The 17,865-nt window shown below is 64.3% G+C and carries 21 protein-coding genes and 1 other RNA gene; 3 read left to right on the forward strand and 19 right to left on the reverse strand.

Annotated features, from left to right (window positions below; translation table 11 throughout):
- Window positions 1-21 precede the first annotated feature (21 nt).
- The gene (locus M1D40_RS12915) at window positions 22-1,731 is read right to left on the reverse strand and encodes a glycoside hydrolase family 13 protein (RefSeq protein WP_461169080.1); all 1,710 of its coding nucleotides are present in this window, start codon (window positions 1,729-1,731) and stop codon (window positions 22-24) included.
- Between the two features lie 248 nt (window positions 1,732-1,979).
- Between M1D40_RS12915 and M1D40_RS12920 the strand changes: the two genes are divergently transcribed.
- Entirely contained in the window at window positions 1,980-2,471 is a 492-nt protein-coding gene (locus M1D40_RS12920; protein ID WP_341393591.1) for a DUF1269 domain-containing protein, read from the forward strand.
- Between the two features lie 164 nt (window positions 2,472-2,635).
- Window positions 2,636-3,025: a hypothetical protein gene (locus tag M1D40_RS12925; protein WP_461169081.1), complete on the forward strand. Its 390-nt coding sequence runs from the start codon at window positions 2,636-2,638 to the stop codon at window positions 3,023-3,025.
- Window positions 3,026-3,169: 144 nt separating this feature from the next.
- Here the strand turns inward: M1D40_RS12925 and M1D40_RS12930 are convergent, their stop codons facing one another.
- From M1D40_RS12930 to prfB, 9 genes are all read right to left on the reverse strand, one after another.
- Window positions 3,170-3,805 (reverse strand): uracil-DNA glycosylase family protein, encoded by a 636-nt coding sequence (locus M1D40_RS12930; protein WP_341393589.1) that lies wholly within the window; start codon window positions 3,803-3,805, stop codon window positions 3,170-3,172.
- A 344-nt stretch (window positions 3,806-4,149) separates the two neighbouring features.
- Window positions 4,150-4,519: a transfer-messenger RNA gene (ssrA, locus tag M1D40_RS12935) on the reverse strand.
- Window positions 4,520-4,620: 101 nt separating this feature from the next.
- Complete coding sequence (locus tag M1D40_RS12940) at window positions 4,621-4,983, reverse strand: hypothetical protein (protein ID WP_341393588.1); 363 nt, start codon at window positions 4,981-4,983, stop codon at window positions 4,621-4,623.
- Entirely contained in the window at window positions 4,983-5,456 is a 474-nt protein-coding gene (gene smpB, locus M1D40_RS12945; protein WP_104052511.1) for an SsrA-binding protein SmpB, read from the reverse strand. The genes M1D40_RS12940 and smpB overlap by 1 nt, the downstream gene beginning before the upstream one ends.
- A gap of 42 nt (window positions 5,457-5,498) precedes the next feature.
- Window positions 5,499-6,905: a peptidoglycan DD-metalloendopeptidase family protein gene (locus M1D40_RS12950; protein ID WP_341393587.1), complete on the reverse strand. Its 1,407-nt coding sequence runs from the start codon at window positions 6,903-6,905 to the stop codon at window positions 5,499-5,501.
- A gap of 53 nt (window positions 6,906-6,958) precedes the next feature.
- Window positions 6,959-7,870: a permease-like cell division protein FtsX gene (ftsX, locus tag M1D40_RS12955; protein WP_461169082.1), complete on the reverse strand. Its 912-nt coding sequence runs from the start codon at window positions 7,868-7,870 to the stop codon at window positions 6,959-6,961.
- Window positions 7,867-8,661, reverse strand: a complete 795-nt coding sequence (gene ftsE / locus M1D40_RS12960) for a cell division ATP-binding protein FtsE (protein WP_461169083.1) — start codon at window positions 8,659-8,661, stop codon at window positions 7,867-7,869. The genes ftsX and ftsE overlap by 4 nt, the downstream gene beginning before the upstream one ends.
- Before the next feature lie 182 nt (window positions 8,662-8,843).
- The gene (locus M1D40_RS12965; protein WP_461169084.1) at window positions 8,844-9,656 is read right to left on the reverse strand and encodes a 3-hydroxybutyrate dehydrogenase; all 813 of its coding nucleotides are present in this window, start codon (window positions 9,654-9,656) and stop codon (window positions 8,844-8,846) included.
- Window positions 9,657-9,863: 207 nt separating this feature from the next.
- On the reverse strand, window positions 9,864-10,982 hold the full coding sequence (gene prfB / locus M1D40_RS12970) for a peptide chain release factor 2 (RefSeq protein ID WP_341393583.1): 1,119 nt from the start codon (window positions 10,980-10,982) through the stop codon (window positions 9,864-9,866).
- Between the two features lie 180 nt (window positions 10,983-11,162).
- Here prfB and M1D40_RS12975 point away from each other — a divergent pair, with 180 nt between their 5' ends.
- Window positions 11,163-11,486: a hypothetical protein gene (locus tag M1D40_RS12975; RefSeq protein WP_341393582.1), complete on the forward strand. Its 324-nt coding sequence runs from the start codon at window positions 11,163-11,165 to the stop codon at window positions 11,484-11,486.
- Window positions 11,487-11,497: 11 nt separating this feature from the next.
- Here M1D40_RS12975 and M1D40_RS12980 read toward each other — a convergent pair whose 3' ends face one another.
- The 9 genes from M1D40_RS12980 to M1D40_RS13020 all read right to left on the reverse strand — a co-directional run bounded on the left by M1D40_RS12980 (window position 11,498) and on the right by M1D40_RS13020 (window position 17,813).
- Window positions 11,498-12,007 (reverse strand): pilus assembly protein TadG-related protein, encoded by a 510-nt coding sequence (locus tag M1D40_RS12980; protein ID WP_461169085.1) that lies wholly within the window; start codon window positions 12,005-12,007, stop codon window positions 11,498-11,500.
- Window positions 12,004-12,486, reverse strand: a complete 483-nt coding sequence (locus tag M1D40_RS12985; RefSeq protein ID WP_341393580.1) for a hypothetical protein — start codon at window positions 12,484-12,486, stop codon at window positions 12,004-12,006. Before M1D40_RS12985 ends, M1D40_RS12980 begins: the two co-directional genes overlap by 4 nt.
- Complete coding sequence (locus M1D40_RS12990) at window positions 12,449-12,814, reverse strand: TadE family protein (protein ID WP_461169086.1); 366 nt, start codon at window positions 12,812-12,814, stop codon at window positions 12,449-12,451. The genes M1D40_RS12985 and M1D40_RS12990 overlap by 38 nt, the downstream gene beginning before the upstream one ends.
- Window positions 12,815-12,870: 56 nt before the next feature.
- Window positions 12,871-13,098: a hypothetical protein gene (locus tag M1D40_RS12995; RefSeq protein ID WP_461169087.1), complete on the reverse strand. Its 228-nt coding sequence runs from the start codon at window positions 13,096-13,098 to the stop codon at window positions 12,871-12,873.
- 45 nt (window positions 13,099-13,143) lie between these two features.
- Window positions 13,144-14,085: a type II secretion system F family protein gene (locus M1D40_RS13000; protein ID WP_461169088.1), complete on the reverse strand. Its 942-nt coding sequence runs from the start codon at window positions 14,083-14,085 to the stop codon at window positions 13,144-13,146.
- Window positions 14,082-14,936, reverse strand: a complete 855-nt coding sequence (locus M1D40_RS13005) for a type II secretion system F family protein (protein ID WP_341393577.1) — start codon at window positions 14,934-14,936, stop codon at window positions 14,082-14,084. Before M1D40_RS13005 ends, M1D40_RS13000 begins: the two co-directional genes overlap by 4 nt.
- Window positions 14,933-16,159 carry a CpaF family protein gene (locus M1D40_RS13010; protein WP_341393576.1) on the reverse strand — a complete coding sequence of 409 codons (1,227 nt, stop codon included), beginning with the start codon at window positions 16,157-16,159 and terminating at the stop codon, window positions 14,933-14,935. Before M1D40_RS13010 ends, M1D40_RS13005 begins: the two co-directional genes overlap by 4 nt.
- A gap of 176 nt (window positions 16,160-16,335) precedes the next feature.
- Window positions 16,336-17,205 carry a M15 family metallopeptidase gene (locus M1D40_RS13015; RefSeq protein WP_461169089.1) on the reverse strand — a complete coding sequence of 290 codons (870 nt, stop codon included), beginning with the start codon at window positions 17,203-17,205 and terminating at the stop codon, window positions 16,336-16,338.
- A gap of 212 nt (window positions 17,206-17,417) precedes the next feature.
- Window positions 17,418-17,813, reverse strand: coding sequence for a GtrA family protein (locus M1D40_RS13020; protein ID WP_461169090.1), 396 nt, complete (start codon window positions 17,811-17,813; stop codon window positions 17,418-17,420).
- Window positions 17,814-17,865 lie beyond the last annotated feature (52 nt).

The following is a 17,865-nucleotide window of genomic DNA, read 5'->3' on the forward strand; positions in this document are numbered from 1 at the left end:
TGAAACCGAGGACGAAACGGCCTACCCGTTCTCATAGGTCGAGATATCCACGACGCGCACCTCCCAGGGCCGCAGCCGGTGCGGGTCGCCCGCGTCACCGTAGTTGCCCAGAATAAGGTCTCCCGCCCCCAGGTTTGAGGGAAGCTCCAGCTCCTCGCCGGACACATTGCCGGTCACGAGAAACTGCTGGTCGCCCCGGCTGCGCCGGAAGGCATAAAGCACCGGATGCTCGGCGTCGAGCAGATGAAAGTCTCCCAGCGACACCACATCCGATTCATGCCGCAGCCGGATCAGTTTCTGGTAGTAGCGGTAGATGGACCGGTCCGAGGCACGGTCCCGTTCCGCATTGATGTCCCGGTAGTTGGAGTTCACCGGTATCCAGGGGGTCCCGGACGTAAACCCGGCATGGGGTCCGTCCGTCCACTGCATGGGCGTGCGGGCGTTGTCGCGGCTCATCGCCTGCAGGGCCCGCAGTACCGTCTCCCGCTCGGCCCCCCGGCTGAGGGCATCGGCATAGAAGTTCAGCGATTCCACATCGCGGTAGTCGCCAATCTCGGTGAAACCGGCATTGGTCATGCCCAGCTCCTCGCCCTGGAAAACGTAGGGCGTTCCGCGGTGCAGGTGCAGGAGGGTGGCCCACAGGGTTGCGGATTCATACCGGTACGCGCCGTCATCACCGAACCGGGACACGTGCCGCGGCTGGTCATGGTTGCCCAGGTACAGGCTGTTCCATCCTGTTGCCGCCAACCCCCGCTGCCAGCGGTTCCAGCTGGTCTTCAGGTCGCGCAGGTCCAGTTCGTGGTACTCCCACTTGTTCCCGGGGCGCTGGTCCAGGCTTACGTGTTCAAACTGGAACACCATGTCCAGTTCACCGCGGTGCGGATCGGTGAACAGCACCGCCTGGTCCACAGTGGCCCCCGGGGTCTCCCCCACCGTCAAATAATCTCCGGTCCGGTTTTGGAAGACGGCGCGCTGCATTTCCTGCAGGAACTCATGGATGCGCGGTCCGGAGGTAAAGTGCGGAGCGCCGTCGCCCCAGACGCCTCCGGGCTCGACGACGCCGTCGGGCAGCGACGGGTCCTTGGAAATGAAGTTAATGACATCCATCCGGAATCCGTCCACGCCCCGGTCCATCCACCAGTTCATCATGGCGTGGACCTTGGCCCGGACCCGCGGGTTCTCCCAGTTCAGGTCCGGCTGCTGCGGAGTGAAGAGGTGCAGGTAATACTGTTCCGTCGCCGGATCGTAGGTCCAGGCGGAGCCGCCGAAATGGGAGCCCCAGTTGTTGGGCTCGGCGCCCGGTTCGCCCGGCTCGAATCCGGGGCGCGGATCCCGCCACCAATAGGAGTCCCGCTCCTCGCTGTCCCGCCGTGCCGCAGACTTGCGGAAACCCTCGTGCTCGCTGGAAGTGTGGTTCACCACGAGATCCATGATCAGTTTCATGCCCCGGGCATGAATACCGTCCAGAAGCGTGTCGAAATCTGCCTCCGAACCGTACATCGAATCAATGCGGCGGTAATTGCTGATGTCGTACCCGTTGTCGAACTGGGGTGACTCGTGGACGGGCGACAACCAGATCACGTCCACACCCAGCTCTGCGAGGTAATCCAGCTTGTTCGTAATTCCAGCCAGGTCTCCGTTGCCGTTGCCGGTGCTGTCGGCGAAACTTCGAGGATAAATTTGGTAGACGACGGCGTTTGTCCACCACGCAGGCCGGTCGGGATCCCTCATGGCGGCACCTCTCGCTCGGCCCCGCAGGCCGCCGGGCCCTTGCCTCGGCACGCACGCGCAGGTCCGAGCATTCTACGTCGAACCCCTGCCGGCGGACAGGGGCACCCGGTGTGAAGCAGCGAGTCCTGCCCGGGTGCCGCCGTTTCCTTGTCACCCGCTTTGCAGGGTCATTAGTGTGGGCGCTACTTCCCCAGATCGGTCCCACCGCGCGGACGTTTTCTGGATCTCGACCGTTTGGAGACAATGCCATGGCAACATTGACCGTATGGAAATTCCCGGACTCAGGTGCTGCTGAGCAAGCAACTGAAACCCTCTCCAGCCTGCAGTCGCAGGGCCTCATCAATGTGCAGGATTCAGCCATCGTTACCTGGCCGCAGGATAAGAAAAAGCCCCGCACCATTCAGGAGCATCACCTTGTGGGAGCCGGAGCCCTTGGCGGCGGGTTCTGGGGTCTTTTGTTCGGCCTGATTTTCTTCGTACCCCTGATCGGCCTGGTGGTGGGTGCTGCGGTGGGCGCCCTGTCTGCTTCCATGGTGGACGTGGGCGTCGACGACAACTTCATCAAGCAGGTGCGTTCTGAAGTTACTCCGGGAACATCCGCACTGTTTGTGCTGTCCACGGATGTTGTCGAGGACCGCGTGCTGGACGCGTTCCGCAGCAGCTTCCCGGATGCCAAGCTCATTGCGACCAATCTCTCCAAGGAGCAGGAAGCAAACCTGCGCCAGGCATTCGCAGACTAATTCAAAGCGTCGGCCCCCGGTTCCTGCCGGGACCTAGGCGCGGGCCGCCCGGAGGCCGGACCGTCACGGCGGTCCGGCCTCCGGTCTGTTCCGGCGAGTCCGTTCCGGTCTGTCCAGGGCCCGGGGCGCGGCAGGGGCAGCGCGGTCCCGTATCGTTGATGGGGATGATTACCAGACGCCAGGCTGCCCTTGCCCTAGATATCCCCGTTGAAATGGCCACCCGCCACGGAATCCCCGCCCGTATGTCCGAGCAGGAGCTTGCAGACCTGCAGGCCAATCCGCCCCAGTGGCTTCTCCAGTCCCGGGCCAACCGCACGGGAAAGCGGCCCGTCTGGGTGGAGCTTGAATGCACCGTCTGCGGCTACCGGGAGAACGCCCGTCCCAAGAAGTGGTGGCCGGCCTTCGCTTTTCTGGCCTGCGCGGACCACCCGCTTACCGACCTGCCGGCTCCGGCCGCCGGACTCATCCGCGGCGAGTACGACGGCATCGGCACCCGCTTTATCGGCTACGTCGATGTACCCGCCGCAGACCGGCCGTCCGGCACTGACGACTAGGTTCGGCGCTGCTTCCCAGTTCCGCTGCTTCCCGGTTCCGCTACTGCCTGGGTCGGCACTTCCCGGCTCCGGACAAAAGAAAATGCCAGGCACCGCGCAGCCGCGGGGTGCCTGGCATTTTATGTGCCGCTCAGTTTGCGGAAATCAGTTTCCGGGAAGGGCCAGCCCGGTCCGGGCCATCGCATCCTTATAAGCAATCCGCATGGTGGCCAGGCCCTCTTCCTGCCGCTCCGCAGTTGCGCCGAACGCCCGTCCGTCCACGGAACGTGCCTTGTAGATCTTGAAGCTGCGGCGGTAGATCATCCGGTTTTCCGTCTTCAGGAAGGCGGCGCACAGCCGCTGGGCCTCGGTACCGTGGGCAACGATCGCAGAGGCGCGCGGGACCAGCGCCAGGAAACGCAGCAGCGGCTTCAGGCCTTCCTGGATCTGTTCCTTGGTCAGCTTGCCGTTGGGCTCGCCGGGAACAAACCAGGGGTAGGTGTTCCAGGGCATGACGTATTCGGGACGCAGTCCCACCTGCCAGTGGACCCCAAGGAGGCGGGCGACGGCGTCGTCATCTCCGGCGGTGATGAAACCGGACTTGTGGGCGGTGCCAATGTTGGAGAACAGACTAACAATGCGGGTCTCTCCCACGTCATGCATCGGGTCGACGTAGGGCACCTCGGTGCCGGGCTTCAGCGCCTTCAGCGAATCACAGAGCTGATTTACTTCAGCAACGTTGTCGTCATAGCGGCGGTTCCAGAGTTCTTCGGACTGTGTTCCGTGGTCCAGGCTTTGCATAAAGTGGTGCGTCTCCTACAGGGGTCTTTTCGACCGGTTATAGCTCATGTGCCCGGACGGAGCGCGTACGGGCGGATGCTGCCGAGCCGCAGCGCCGGTGCGCGGCTGTATCCGCGGAACCGCCGACAGCGGAAGGGCCGAATGCACTGCCTTGCGATCAGTTTTCCGACTCCTGCCAGTCTAGCAATCCCTGCCGCCGGTACCTCCACACTCGGGCGGGCCGAGTGCCGAAAACGGGCGGCGTGTGACTAACAACTCGCGCCGGCAGGGGCGGGAAGGCCAAATAAAAAAGCAGGAAAAGAACCCGGAGGCACTTTTCCTGCTTTTTATGAAGGGATGTTTTGCTGTGGAGATGGGGGGAATTGAACCCCCGTCCGATGTCGTGTTGTCAGGGCTTCTCCGGGCGCAGTCTGCATCGGATTTTCTTGGCCCCAGCTGTCATGCAGACAAGCAGCTGATCCGGGCCCAGCCGTTTAAGAGTCCCGAACACGCCAACGGCGAGCATGTTCAGCAGTGGCCCTCTAAATGACGCCAGGATCCGGGACGAGAGCATTCCCGGGCTGACGGACTATGCCCGCTGCTTAGGCAGCGAGAGCGAAGTCAGTGCGCTTTGAATCGGCACTTATTGTTTTGCAAGGAGCGTTTACGAGATAACCCTGCATCCTCGGCCCGCTTCACCTGTCTCGACTAACACCGTCGAAACCTGTCATCCCCTTGTAGGTATTGCTACCTGTTTAGTTATCAACCAACCGTAGGAACTGGCTGGAACTCCAACCGGTCCGCAGACCGGTTGATTAACTATAGCCTATCCCGCGCTAGAAGCGGACGCCGAAGATGATGACCGGCATCTCCCACAGCTTCAGGACCAGCCAGGAGACTGCCGCGAAGAACACCCCCAGAATGCTCAGGGCCGCTTTTCCGGCAGCACGGTGCCGGAGCGCCCAGACGAACAGTGCGGCGTTGGCTGCAACCAGGGCCGGTGCGATCCAGACCAGCAGGGATGCCAGATACACGTAGTAGACGAAAAAGAACGGGACAACCACAAGGATCACGACGGGGATCACGGAAACCACGATCAGCAGATCGATTCCGGTGACGATCCAGGCCCACACGGGGGCACGGACCTTGTGCTCGGGTATTTCCTCCTCGGACTGCAGCGCCCAGAAGGTGCCGCTCATCAGGCGCCCCGGTTTTTCTCCCGCATGTCACGCAGGGCTTCCCTGTTGTCCTGCTTTTCCCTCAGTGTCTGGCGCTTGTCATAGTCGCGCTTACCGCGCGCGACGGCGATCTCCACTTTGGCCCGTCCGTCCAGGAAATACAGCTGGAGCGGAACGATGGTGAACCCGGACTCCCGGGTCTTCTGCATGATCTTGTCCAGCTGCTCCCGGTGCAGCAGCAGCTTCCGGCGGCGGCGGGCGGAGTGGTTGGTCCAGCTGCCGTTGAGGTACTCGGGAATGTAGGCAGCCTCGAGCCAGAGTTCATCGTTGTAGAACGTGCCGAACCCGTCCACCAGCGACGCCCGGCCCTCACGCAGCGACTTGACTTCAGTTCCCATCAAAACCATGCCGGCTTCGTAGGTGTCAAGGATTTCGTAATTGTGCCGGGCCTTGCGGTTGGTGGCCACTACCTTACGGCCACTTTCTTTGGGCACGGTGCAACTCCTTTTCGATGAACGGAAAACTCTATTGTAGGCCTACAACAGGCCCATCGGATCAACCAGTGCGCCGTTCAGCACAGTCTCAAAGTGCAGGTGGCAGCCGGTGGAATTCCCGGTGGTTCCCACATAGCCGATCAGCTGGCCGGCGTTGACCCACTGGCCCACGGAAACCACGTAGCTGGTCAGGTGGTAGTAGTTCGTGGCGAGGGCACTGTTGCCGATGACGCCGTGGTTGAGGACCACACGGTTTCCGGTCCCGATCATGCCGTCGGGCTGGCCCTGGTCCGCCCGCCAGACCTCGCCGGACGCCGGGGCGTAAACGGGGGTCCCGCAGCTGGCCCCGAAGTCGATGCCCGAGTGGAGGTATCCGCCGGTGCCGAAGAAGTCGATGCTGCCCGGAGGGGTGGCCCGCCAGCCGAAACCCGAGGAAATCGGGGCCTGGACGGGAAGGCTCAGGCCAAAGGCCGAGGGGTTGGTGGGCGTGGTGGGCGGCACCTCGGGAGGCGGTACCGGGCGGTTGTTCCGTGCGGCCTCCTCGGCCGCGCGGCGGTTCGCCTCGGCGATCCGGGCTTCCTCTTCCTTGCGTGCCTGTTCAAGGAGGACACGCTGCCGTTCGGCAATGTCCGCTGTTGCCTTGGCCTTCGCTGTTTCCAGCGACGCGAGCTGCGCCTGGATAACGGGCTTGCGGGCTTCGAGCGCCGCGTTCGCCGCGGCAGTCTGCTCGATCAGGGAATCCACCTTGGCCTTCTCCGCCGCTGCCGCATCCCGGGCTTCCTGCTCCAGCTTGAGGGCGGCCTCGGCCTGCTCCTTGAGGCTGGATATCTCCTCTTCGACGGCCGCGAGGCGTGCTTCCGAATTGACGTTGGTTGCGCTCTGCTGGGACAGCTCCTGCATGGCGGCGTTCTGTCCGCGCAGCACCTGCTCCGCCAGGCCCATGGAGTCGGTGAGGCTGTCGGCGCCCTCCGCGCCCAGGATCAGCGAGAAACTCGAGGGAACGCCGCCGCTCTTGTACGCCTGGGCAGCGATCTGTCCGATCACAGCCTGCGTGTCATCCATCGCCGCCTGGTCCTGCTCGATCTGCGCGGTGATGGTGCTGCGGGTTTCCTGCGCCAGGGCCACGCGGTCGGTCAGGGCGGATACCTTGCCCGCTGCTGTGGAAACGCGTCCCTCCGCGTCGGTCAGTGCCTGCTGCGCCCCCGGCAGCTGCTGCTGGTAGATCGCCAGTTCGGCAACCTTCCGGCTGGTTTCAGCGTCAAGGTACTCGTAGGTTTCCTGCACCTTCTGCTGCTCGCTCTCGATCGCTGCCTTGCGGTCTTCGAGTTCGTCAGCAGCGGCGGTTCCACTGAAGGCAAGGGTCAGCGTCAGCATTGCCGCGGCGACCGCGCCTACTGCGGTTTTGCGCAGGGCAGGCGTCAGCGACTGCCGTTGGTGGGCGCTAACCATTGATGGAACCGTCCATGGAGTTTGTCAGCTTTCTTTTCAGAGTTTGCAACACTCTAAACCTTTAAGTACCTGCGGAGCGTCAGCAGTGATGAAATTCCTGCCAGAAGCGCACCAACAACGAGTAAGACCGGGCTCAGCACCAGTACCTGCTGGGCGCTAATAAACGCGGTTGCGGGATAGGCCTTGGCCAGGGCTCCAATGAAGAAATGTGCCACTGCCCATAGCGTACCCGATGCCAGGACGGCGCCGATGACCGCGGCAATAACGCCTTCCAGGACGAAGGGAAGCTGGATTACTGCCTTGGAGGCGCCGACGAGGCGCATAATTCCGGTCTCGCGTCTGCGGCTGAAGGCTGAGAGCCGGATGGTGGTGGCAATCAGCAGAATGGCGCACACCAGCATCACGCCGGCAATTATCAGGGCAATCAGGGACGCCATATTCATAAAGGAGAAGACCTTCTCCAGGAGTTCGCGCTGGTCGCTGACTGTTTCCACGCCGGGCATGGAAGAAAATGCTTCGTTAATAACCTCGTACTTTTCCGGGTCCACCAGAGAGACGCGGAAGGATTCCGGCAGCTGGTCTGCCGTTACGGAGTCAACCAGCGGAGAGTTGGCAAACTGGTCCCGGAAGTGGCTCAGCGCCGTCGCCTGGTCCTCATAGTCGACGGAAGCAACGTACTGGGCGAAGGCCGGAGATTCGAGCTGATCTTCGATGGCCTCCCGCTGTTCGTCCGTCACCGGTCCGGAGGCACAGGACGGAGTGGTCGAGGAATCCACGCACAGGAAAACAGCTACCTGCACCTTGTCGTACCAGTACCCCTTCATCTGGCCGATCTGCAGCTGCAGGAGTCCGGCTGCGCCAACGAAGGTGAGTGAGACGAAGGTGACCAGGATGACGGAGACCACCATGGAGAGGTTGCGCCGGATACCCGAACCGATTTCCCCGAGGACGAATGCCAGCCTCATTTGGAGGCCCCCGCTCCGGCGGAGCCGTTTCCGCCGCCCGTTGCCCCGGCATCACCGTTCGCCGGATCCGGGTTGACCGGGATGATGCTCCCCTGCTGGGTCTGCGGTGCGCCCAGGTAGATGCCTTCGCGTTCGTCGCGGACAATCTTTCCGTGGTGCAGCTCCACCACGCGCTTGCGCATGGCGTTGACAATGTCGTCGTCGTGCGTGGCCATCACCACAGTGGTGCCGTTCTGGTTAATCCGGTCCAGGACCTTCATGATGCCAAGCGAAGTGGTGGGGTCCAGGTTTCCGGTGGGTTCATCGGCAAGGAGGATTCCCGGCTTGTTGACGATGGCCCGGGCAATGGCCACACGCTGCTGCTCACCGCCGGAAAGCTCATGGGGCAGACGGTTGTCCTTGCCTTCCAGTCCGACGGTCTTCAGGACCTCGGGCACCGAATCGCGGATGACGGCCCGGCTGCGGCCGATCACCTGCATGGCAAACGCCACGTTGGCGAATACGGTCTTGTTCGGCAGCAGCCGGAAGTCCTGGAACACGACGCCGATTCCTCGCCGCAGGCGCGGCACGCGCCAGCTCGGAATCTTGGCGACATTGGACCCGGCTACGTATACGGTCCCGCGGGACGCGTGCTCCTCTCTGAGGATCAGCCGGATGAAAGTGGACTTGCCCGATCCGGATGCGCCAACCAGGAATACGAACTCTCCGCGGTCAACTTCGAGATTCACGGAGTTCAGGGCAGGCCTGGAATTGCGGTCATAGACCTTGGTGACGTTGTCGAAAGTGATCATGTCTGCTTAGCGCCCGTCGATGCGGCCGGAAGACGGGCCTTGGTTTGGGGTAAGGGCGCCGGCTGTTCGACTATATCGACGGTTCTACCCGTTGGTGCAGATTCCAGCAGGTGTGTCGCTCCGGCCCTGCGCGTTTGCGGCCTCCCGCCGAAGGAAACGGCACCGGCCCGGGGTCTTCATCCTCATCTGGCGGACCAGCCTCCGTCCAGTGTGTAGGAAGCACCCGTCGCCATTCCGGCGTCTGAGCCCGCGAGCCAGGCGGCCAGCGAAGCAACTTCCTCCGGTTCCACCAGCCGTTTGACCGCCGGTTCCGTCAGCAGCACCGACTCCAGGACCTCCGCCTCCGTAATCCCGTGAATGCGGGCCTGGTCCGTTATCTGTGTTTCCACCAGAGGTGTGCGCACATAGGCCGGGCAGATGCAGTTCGAGGTAACCCCGTGCGGGCCGCCCTCAAGCGCTGTCACCTTGGACAGGCCTTCCAGCCCGTGTTTGGCGCTCACATAGGCACTCTTAAAGGCTGACGCTCGCAGGCCGTGGACGCTGGAGATGTTGATGATGCGCCCGAAGCCGCGGGCGTACATGCCGGGCAGCGCCGCCCGGATCAGCAGGAACGGCGCTTCAAGCATCAGGCGGTGGATCAGCCGGAAGGTATCGGGGTCGAAGTCTTCGAGGGCCGCAATGCGTTGGATTCCTGCGTTGTTCACCAAAATGTCGGTGTCCAGGACGAGGTCCTCCAAGGCACCGGTATCGCTCAGGTCCACGTGCCATGCCGTGCCGCCGATTTCGCCGGCCACCTTGTCCGCGGCGGCTTTGTTCAGGTCCGCCACCGTCACCCTGGCACCGAGTGCGGCGAAGTGCCGGGCGCAGGCTTCACCGATTCCGCCGCCGCCGCCGGTGACGACGGCGGTGCGCCCGTCCAGCCCGGCACCGTTCCTTCCGTGCGGCGCGGGGCTGCTGTGCGGAGCCCCGCCGCTGCCGCTTGCCGTAGTATCCATCCCGCTGCTCCTGCCGGTCCCGGCTGTCGTCCGCAGCCTCCGAGCAGCATCATGGCATTCACCTGCCGGCTTTGCGACCCTCTTCCGTTGAGGGTTTTCCGGCGTTGCCGGAGGGCGTTGCCGTTCCGGGGCAACGCGGGCGGGCCCGGATTCTCGCTTCCGGGGGGGGGGGCGGGTTACTTCCGGGTTACTTCCGCTACTTCCGGGTTACTTCCGCGCGGAGACGCTGCCGTTGGCCCGCCAGCGGATCCCGGCGTCGATGAAGTCGTCAATTTCGCCGTCAAACACAGCGGAGGTGTTGCCCACCTCGTGCTCGGTGCGCAGATCCTTGACCATTTGGTACGGGTTCAGCACGTAGGAACGCATCTGGTCTCCCCACGACGCCTTCACATCTCCGGCGAACGCCTTCTTCTCGGCGTCCTCCTGTTCCTTCTTCAGCAGCAGAAGGCGGGACTGCAGCACACGCATCGCGGCGGCGCGGTTCTGCAGCTGGGACTTCTCGTTCTGCATGGAGACGACAGTGCCGGTGGGAAGGTGGGTCAGGCGGACCGCGGAGTCCGTGGTGTTCACCGACTGGCCGCCCGGACCCGAGGAACGGAAAACATCAACCCTGATGTCATTGTCCGGGATGTCGATGTGGTCGGTGGGCTCGATCAGCGGAATGACTTCGACGGCGGCAAACGACGTCTGGCGGCGGCCCTGGTTATCGAACGGGCTGATGCGCACCAGCCGGTGCGTGCCGGCTTCCACCACCAGGGTTCCGTAGGCGTAGGGTGCCTTCACCTCGAAGGTGGCGGATTTGAGGCCGGCTTCCTCGGCGTAGGAGGTGTCCAGGACGGTGGTCGGATAGCCGTGGCGTTCGGCCCAGCGCAGGTACATGCGCAGCAGCATTTCCGCGAAGTCAGCGGCGTCCACTCCCCCGGCGCCGGAGCGGATCGTCACGACGGCTTCGCGCTCGTCGTACTCTCCGGAGAGCAGGGTAACCACCTCAAGCTGGGACAGAGATTTGCGGAGGGATTCGAGTTCGACGGCGGCCTCTGCCTTGGACTCGGCGTCCGCCTCATCCTGTGCCAGCTCCACGAGCACTTCAAGGTCGTCGATGCGGGACTCCAGCTTTTCCAGCCGTTCCAGCGCGGTCTGCCGGTGGGAGAGCTTGGAGGTAATCTTCTGCGCCTCCGCGGGGTCGTCCCAAAGATCGGGAACCCCCGCCATTTCGCTCAGCTCGGCGATGTCCTCTTTGATTGCTGCTACATCCGAGACCTGCTCGATGGACGCGAAAGTGGACCTGAGGGCGCGGATCTCCGCGGGAAAATCGATTTCAGCCATGGTGATTACAGCCTACGCCATGAGCACGGCGCGTCGCTGGCCGGGGAAACCCTGCCGGTGCCGTCCCGGCAGATGGCATCTTCCACACGCCGGCCTGCCGTTTCCGGGTTTGCCTGCCTTCGGACGTATCTTGGTTTTGTCAGTGAGCAGTTCCGAACCGAACCGCAGGAGGAGCCGACTGTGAGTAACCGGAAAGCCGAAGGAACACCTGCCCCGGCGCCCGTCCGCCACCCGGAATCGGGGCGAAAATACACGCTGGAGGAGCTTGAAGCACTCGCCGCCGAAGGTGATCCCTGGGCCATGACCAAGACCGATGAGTGGGACCTGCATTTTTCCAACGAGTACAGGGCTTCCATCAAGGACCGCTGCCCGGATCCGGACTGCGATCTGTTTGGAGAGCCTGCCACGCTGTGTTACGGCGACGACGGCGAGCTGCTGGACATCGACCACGACGGCTGGGGCCATCCGCCTGCTGCCGCACAGGATCACGCCAAGGCGTCCTGAGCCCGGCACGCCTACTGGCTCAGCCGTGCCCGCGCCTCGGCTACGGCCGTAATCGGGATTCCGTCCGGCACCAGGAAGTTCACCAGCGGCGGATGCACGACGCCGGTAAGCACCACCCGGGCGGTCCGCCCGTCGGCCGTCCCGGTTTCGGCGGCGACAGCCAGTCCCGGCAGCCGGTCGGCTGCACTGGTTGCCGCGAGGTACCGGTCCACTTCCATTTGGACGGCTGCAGGTGCCAGTACCGCGGCCGGTCCCCCGGCCGGGTTCCCCGACGGGGCCAGCGAGAAGGTGTCCGCCGCGGCAAGGGCGGCTCCGTCGGCCGCCGACAGCAGTTTCTTGTGTCCCAGATACAGGGCGGATGCCCCCATCACCACGGTGAGCACCAGCAGGCTCACCAGGAGATATCCGATGATAAGGACCCCGATCTGGCCCTCTTCGCCGCTGCCTGAGGAGCGTAGGCGGGAACGCAGACAGGAAGGCAGTCGGGCGCGGAGCGGTGCGTCGCCGGCACGGCCGCTCATCCGTAACGCTCCACTATCTGAGTGGACGCGGCATCAACCGTCACGGGGGCAAAGCCCTCCCCCGGAAGACCCGATCCCAGCGGCAGCGGCACGTCGAAGCTCACCAGCGCCGTCGCGGTGGAGCCCGGCGCCAGGCATTCCGCCGAACAGGAGATGTCCAGCAGCACACCCCCCGCCTCGAAACCAAAATCAGTGAACGCCAGTTCAGCGGCCAGCTTCGCCTGCTGTTCGCCGGTGACGGGGTCGCCCGCCGCGACATACGCCTTCGCCGCTGACTCGGCGGCGCCGGCGGCGGCAAAGGCAGCGCCCTGCACCTGGCTAGCCGTCACAATCAGGTAGATGACGGGCACGAGCAGCAGCAGCCCCAGGAAAATGAACTCCACTATCGCGCTGCCGGTCTCGGGATCGGCTGTTTCTTCCGCGGTGCCCGCAGCCGCGGTATCAGCCGGAGCCGGCGGTGTCGTACCCAAAGAATCCATGCCCGCTCACCTCCAATCCGCCGCCGGGTCCAAGGAACCCCAGCACGGGAAGAGGCGCCCGCACCGTGACCCGGAGCATCCGGACCCCTCCGTGCGTAGTCTCCGTGTAACTCACGTCCTCGGCCCACGAGTCATTGAGGGCAACCCGGATCAGGTCGGCTGTGCGTTCGGCCCCGTCAGCCGGTGTCCGGTCCGCAAGGGTTCCGTAGCGGGCTCCGGAAGCGGCGGCATCAATCAGGGTGTTGCGCACATGCAGCACAAGCGCCAGCTGGACAATGGACATGAAGAGCAGCGTCACCAGCGCTCCGACCATCACGAAGTCCACCACCGCCGACCCTGTGTCCCGCCCTTCCTCGGCGGGCCCCGCAGGGCGTCTCCGCGCGGTCAGGTGTTGTTTACCTTTGCCATGGCTGATTCGAACATTAGCTTGAGAGCGTCCTGTGCCAGCACCATGATGAGTGCAACAAGCGAGGCCGACATCAGGGTGATCATGACCCAGCCGGGGACGTCGCCGCGTTCCCGGTCCCCGTCCTGCACTGTTTGGGTCAGCCGAACGAGCAGCGCGGTGCCGAGCAGGAGCAGGAGTTGTTGCGGTGCGTTGAGGATTCGCATGGGAGGTTCCTTTCATTGGAGGGTCCTGGAGTTCATTGGAGGGTCCTACAGTCCAATCCCCAGCAGGGAGATGCCGGGAAAAATCGAGAAGAGCACTGTCAGCGGAAGGACGCCGAAGACGAGGGGGACCATCATGGCGATCTCCTTCTTGCCGGCGCTTTCCATCAGGTCGCGTTTGGCCAGGTCTCGGACGTCCTGGGACTGCGCCCGCATGACGTCTGCCAAGGGAGTGCCGCGGTCAATCGCCACCGTCAGCCCGTCGACAAACCGGGACAGCGGTGCCAGGCGAACCCGGTCCGAGAAGTTCTGCAGTGCGTTCGTCAGGGGTATGCCGGAGCGAGTTTCAGTGAGGATGCGCCCGAATTCTCCGGCTAGTTCGCCGTGTGCGGTCCGGGCGATGCGTTCCAGTGCGCCGTTCGCGCTTTCTCCGGCCCCCACCGCGAGCGCCATCATTTCCGCGAGGCTGGGAAATTCTGCCAGCATCCGTATTTCGCGGTTCTTGATCTGCGAGCTCAGCCGGTAGTCCCTGAGCACGAATCCGAGGACTGCGCCCAGAATGGTGCCTGCGATGACTCCGGTGACGCCCGTTTTGTCGATGCTGGCCAGCCAGACGGTGACCGCGCCGCCGGCAAGGAAGCCGCCTCCGGTCCATAGCACCTGCTCCGCCCGGTAATCCAGGACAGTCATGTTCCTCCCCGCGCGGGCCAGCCGGCGTTCCAGATCCCGGGTGACAGGGTTGAGCTGGTTCAGCCGGCGGACGGCGAGGAGGAGGGCAGGCCGCAGGATTCGTTCCAGCGGCCCGAAGGGGGTGAGGTCGCCCGCCGGCGATGAAAGCAGCCTCGAGCCGTGCCCGCCGGTGCGCAGCTGCGGTCCGATGCGTTCACTGAAGGTGACCGGGCGCAGCGGAGGCAGCCGCAGGGCAGCAAACCAGACGGAGGAACCCAGGGCAAGGCCGCAGCAGACGGCAAGGAACCACGGCGCTGTCATCTCAGGACCCGTTCCTCTTCAGGCAGGGCTCCGATGCGCAGCATCAGCCGGTAGCAGACAACCGACACTACGATTCCGGCCACCAGCACCGTTGCTCCGGCTGCAGAGTTGTAGGCGCTGATCGCTTCGGGCCGGGTGGCCAGGAGCATCAGGACAATCCACGGGGCAGCAACGGCCAGACGGGCGGCGTTGACGGTCCAGGACTGGCGGGCCAGCAGTTCGCTGCGGGTTCTGGCGTTGTCCCGGAGGAATTGGTTGAGGGTGCCCAGCAGGCGGCCCAGGTCGGATCCCCCGACTTCCCGGGTCAGGCGCAGCGCTTCAACGATCCGGTCAGCAACGGGGTCCGCCAAATTGGCTTTCAGCCTCGTCAGGGCGGAATCGAACTGGCCGCCTGCCCGGTAGTCGGCGGCAAATTCGCGGAACGGCGGCCGCAGCTCCCGGGGCCCGTTTTCGCCCAGCTGGATCAGGGCCTCGGGCAGGGAGAGTCCCGCCCGGATGGCGGAGCGCAGGTGGTCCACTGCGTCCGGCCACAGCTCGGCCCGCGAAGTGCGCTGTTTGCGGGCCTGCCAGCGAACCAGGACCAGCGGAACACCGGAGGCGAAAAGGCCAAAGCAGGCGGCCACCGGCACCGCACCGGTTCCGGCAAACACCAGAACTGCAACCAGGAGTCCCGCAGCCACGCTGGCGGCAACAACGGCATGCGGGGTCACCCGCTGGATACCGGCCTGCAGCAGTTCGTCCTCCAGCCGGCTGCTGCGCGGCCTGCGGGCGGCAACCGGAGGCACCACCCAGCAGGACCGCCAGACCAGGAACAGTCCGAGCCCCAGCAGGAGCCCCGCGGCCGCGCTCACGGCTGCACTTCCAGGAGTTCCGCGACGTTGAAGCCGGCGCGGGCAAACTTCTCGGGTGCGGGCATGGAGGCGGCAGTGACTTCGAGCCGGCCGTCGGTCCGCTGGAAAATGGACGACGATTCGATGATTCCGTTCTCGACCCGGCTGCCCAGGGCCATGATCTCCATCACCTGCCGTTTCCCCGCGGCGTTCCGCGCACAGTGAATCACCAGGTCAATGCAGGAAGCGACGGTGGGCACCACAAACGCACTGGAGATGTTGTCTCCGGCCAAAAGGGGAAGGGTGCAGATTTTCGTGACTGCGTCGTGGGCGCTGTTCGCGTGAACGCTGCACATGCCCGGCAGGCCTGAATTCAGCGCAATCAGCATGTCCAGGCTCTCCGCCTCCCTGACCTCGCCCACGATCAGCCGGTCCGGGCGCATGCGAAGCGCCTCCTTGACCAGCCGCCGCAGCGGTATTTCCCCCATGCCCTCGAGGTTCGACTGCCGGCACTGCAGCCCCACCACGTCGCGCAGCGGCAGCTGCAGTTCGAAGATCTCCTCCACGGTGACCACCCGTTCCCGCGGTCCGATCGATGCTCCCAGGCAATTCAGCATGGTGGTCTTGCCGGCCTGCGTGGCTCCGGAGACCAGGACGTTCAGCCCGCTGGCAACGGCCGCACCCAGGAACCTGGCTGCCTGCGGGGTCAGGGTTCCCAGCTCCACCAGGTGTTCCAGCCGGCTGGCACGGGCAATGAACTTACGGATGTTAACGGCCCAGTGGCGCCGGGTGATGTCGGGAATGACCACGTGCAGCCGCGACCCGTCGGGCAGCGAGGCGTCCACGAAAGGCGAGGACAGGTCCAGGCGGCGGCCTGAACTTTTCAGCATCCGCTCCACCAAATCCCGCACCTGGTCCGCGGACAGGACCAGGGAGGTCAGCTCGGACCGTCCGTCGCGGGCAGCGTAGATCTCGGTGGGCGAATTGATCCAGACTTCCTCAACCGTGGGGTCGTCGAGCAGCGGCTGCAGGGCGCCGAATCCGGCCACGGCGTCGAAGACCCGGCGGCGGGCCTGTTCCAGCACGCCCAGAGGAGGCAGCGACCCCAGGAGGGACCGCTCGTCGTAATCCGTGACTGCCTCTGCAACCAGCCGGCGGACTTCCGCGAGCTGGCTTCCGGGATCCAGGCCGCGGACCCGAATGAGTTCCCGGACCTCGTCCTCCACAATTGCAACCGCATCCACTGCTGTCCCCCCGGTTCAGCACGCAGGGACGGAGGAGACCGCCCTGACGCGAGACTGGCGCGGCCCGTCTGCGGGCCACGGCCAACAGACTAGGAGTGCATGCCGTTTTTGGCGAGGGTAGCCGCCGGGCATGTGGATAACCGGGTAGCGTTACCCGGTTCGAGTATTCGGCTGGGTCAGTAGTGCTCGGCGGACGGCAGGCCCAGATGCTCCTCGAGGGTCCCCGACGGGTGCTCGTGCATGCTCAGTGCGAGATCGGCGCCGACAAAGCGCAGATGCCAGGGCTCGTACGCGTAGCCCGTTATTGACGACGCATCCTCCGGATAGCGGACGATGAACCCAAAGCGATGGGCATTCTCTGCTGCCCAGCTCCCCGCCGCCGTGTCCTCGAAGCAGGCTTGCAGCGAGCAGGTGCCGTCCGGAGCGGCTATGTCCACCGCAAGTCCGGTCTGGTGCTCACTGTGGCCGGGACGTGCGGAAATCGTATCGGCGGTGGCCTGGCCGTACCGGGCCGAGTAGCCGGCATAAAGCTGCGCCTGGCTTTCGTAGGAACGGTAACCGCTGACAGCGGCCAGCTCCACGCCCTCGGACGCCGCGGCTTCCTTCAGCAGTGCGAAGGACGAGGCTGCAGCCTCCCGCAGGAGCTGTCCGTCCACGCCGACCAAGTCGCCGGGGATGTAGGAAACGGGAGCCAGCGGCCGCTGTTTGTTGACGACGACGAACGTACTGTCCGGGCCCTCGAGGTCCCGGTGGACGGGCAGGTCTTCCCTTTCATCCGCGGCTGGGCTCTCCCGCGGGGAAGGCTCTCCGCCGCCCCAGGCAGAACGGAGCCCCCAGACCATTGAGGAGGAACCATTGTCATCGAGGAAGCACCCCCCTGTCTGCAGTCCGCACGTTACGGGACCGAAAAGTGCCTCCATCCCGGTGAACCGGCTGCTGGCCGTGTCGCCGCTTGCATGGCTTGCTTCGGCGGCAAACCCGCTGCCGGTGACCATGGCAGCCGTCGTGAGCAGCAAGAGGGGCGCGGTTAGCTTGATAGTGTGCATGCTCCTCCTCATAGGTGTCCGTAGCTGCAGGGACGGTCCGCCCGCCAAAGCCGCAGGGGCGGCACCGGTTCCCCCTGCCGTGGTGCCTGCGGTGCGGGCAGAACGGGTATGTCGGCGCGAAGTAGGGGAAGCTTACCGCTTTCTATCCCCGGAAACACCTGAGGTGGCCAGAACGGGCCCGAAACTGCGCTCTCCCGGATGTACAGCGGGCCTCAGGTGACCGTTTCGGGCGGCCGCGGCGCCTGGGCGCCGTTTGGCGCAGCGGCGTCCTTGCCAGCAAACACCCAATACTTGTAGGCAAAGAAGTTCCAGACGGTCATGGCCGCCGTCGAAAGGACCTTCCCCAACATGTAACTGCTGCCCAACGCCTCAAAACCGGAAACGATGAGGCTTGCGGCAACGGTATTAAGAACGACCAGTGCCACATATTTGAGAAAGCTGGTGCCCTTGGCTCCAGTACCTCGAAAAGTAAAGAACCGGGAAAGCAAAAAATTCAGGGCAAAGCTGGCCAGGAATGCAACAGGTGTGGCAATCAAGAGATCAACGCCGAAGAATTCGTGCAGCAGGATCAGCAGGAGGAAATCGACTGCAAAGGAAAGCACACCCACGGTCAGGTACTTTCCCGCGTGGCCGAGGACGACCCCCCGCAGAGTTGCCGAG

This window comes from Arthrobacter sp. Z1-15, assembly GCF_054792395.1.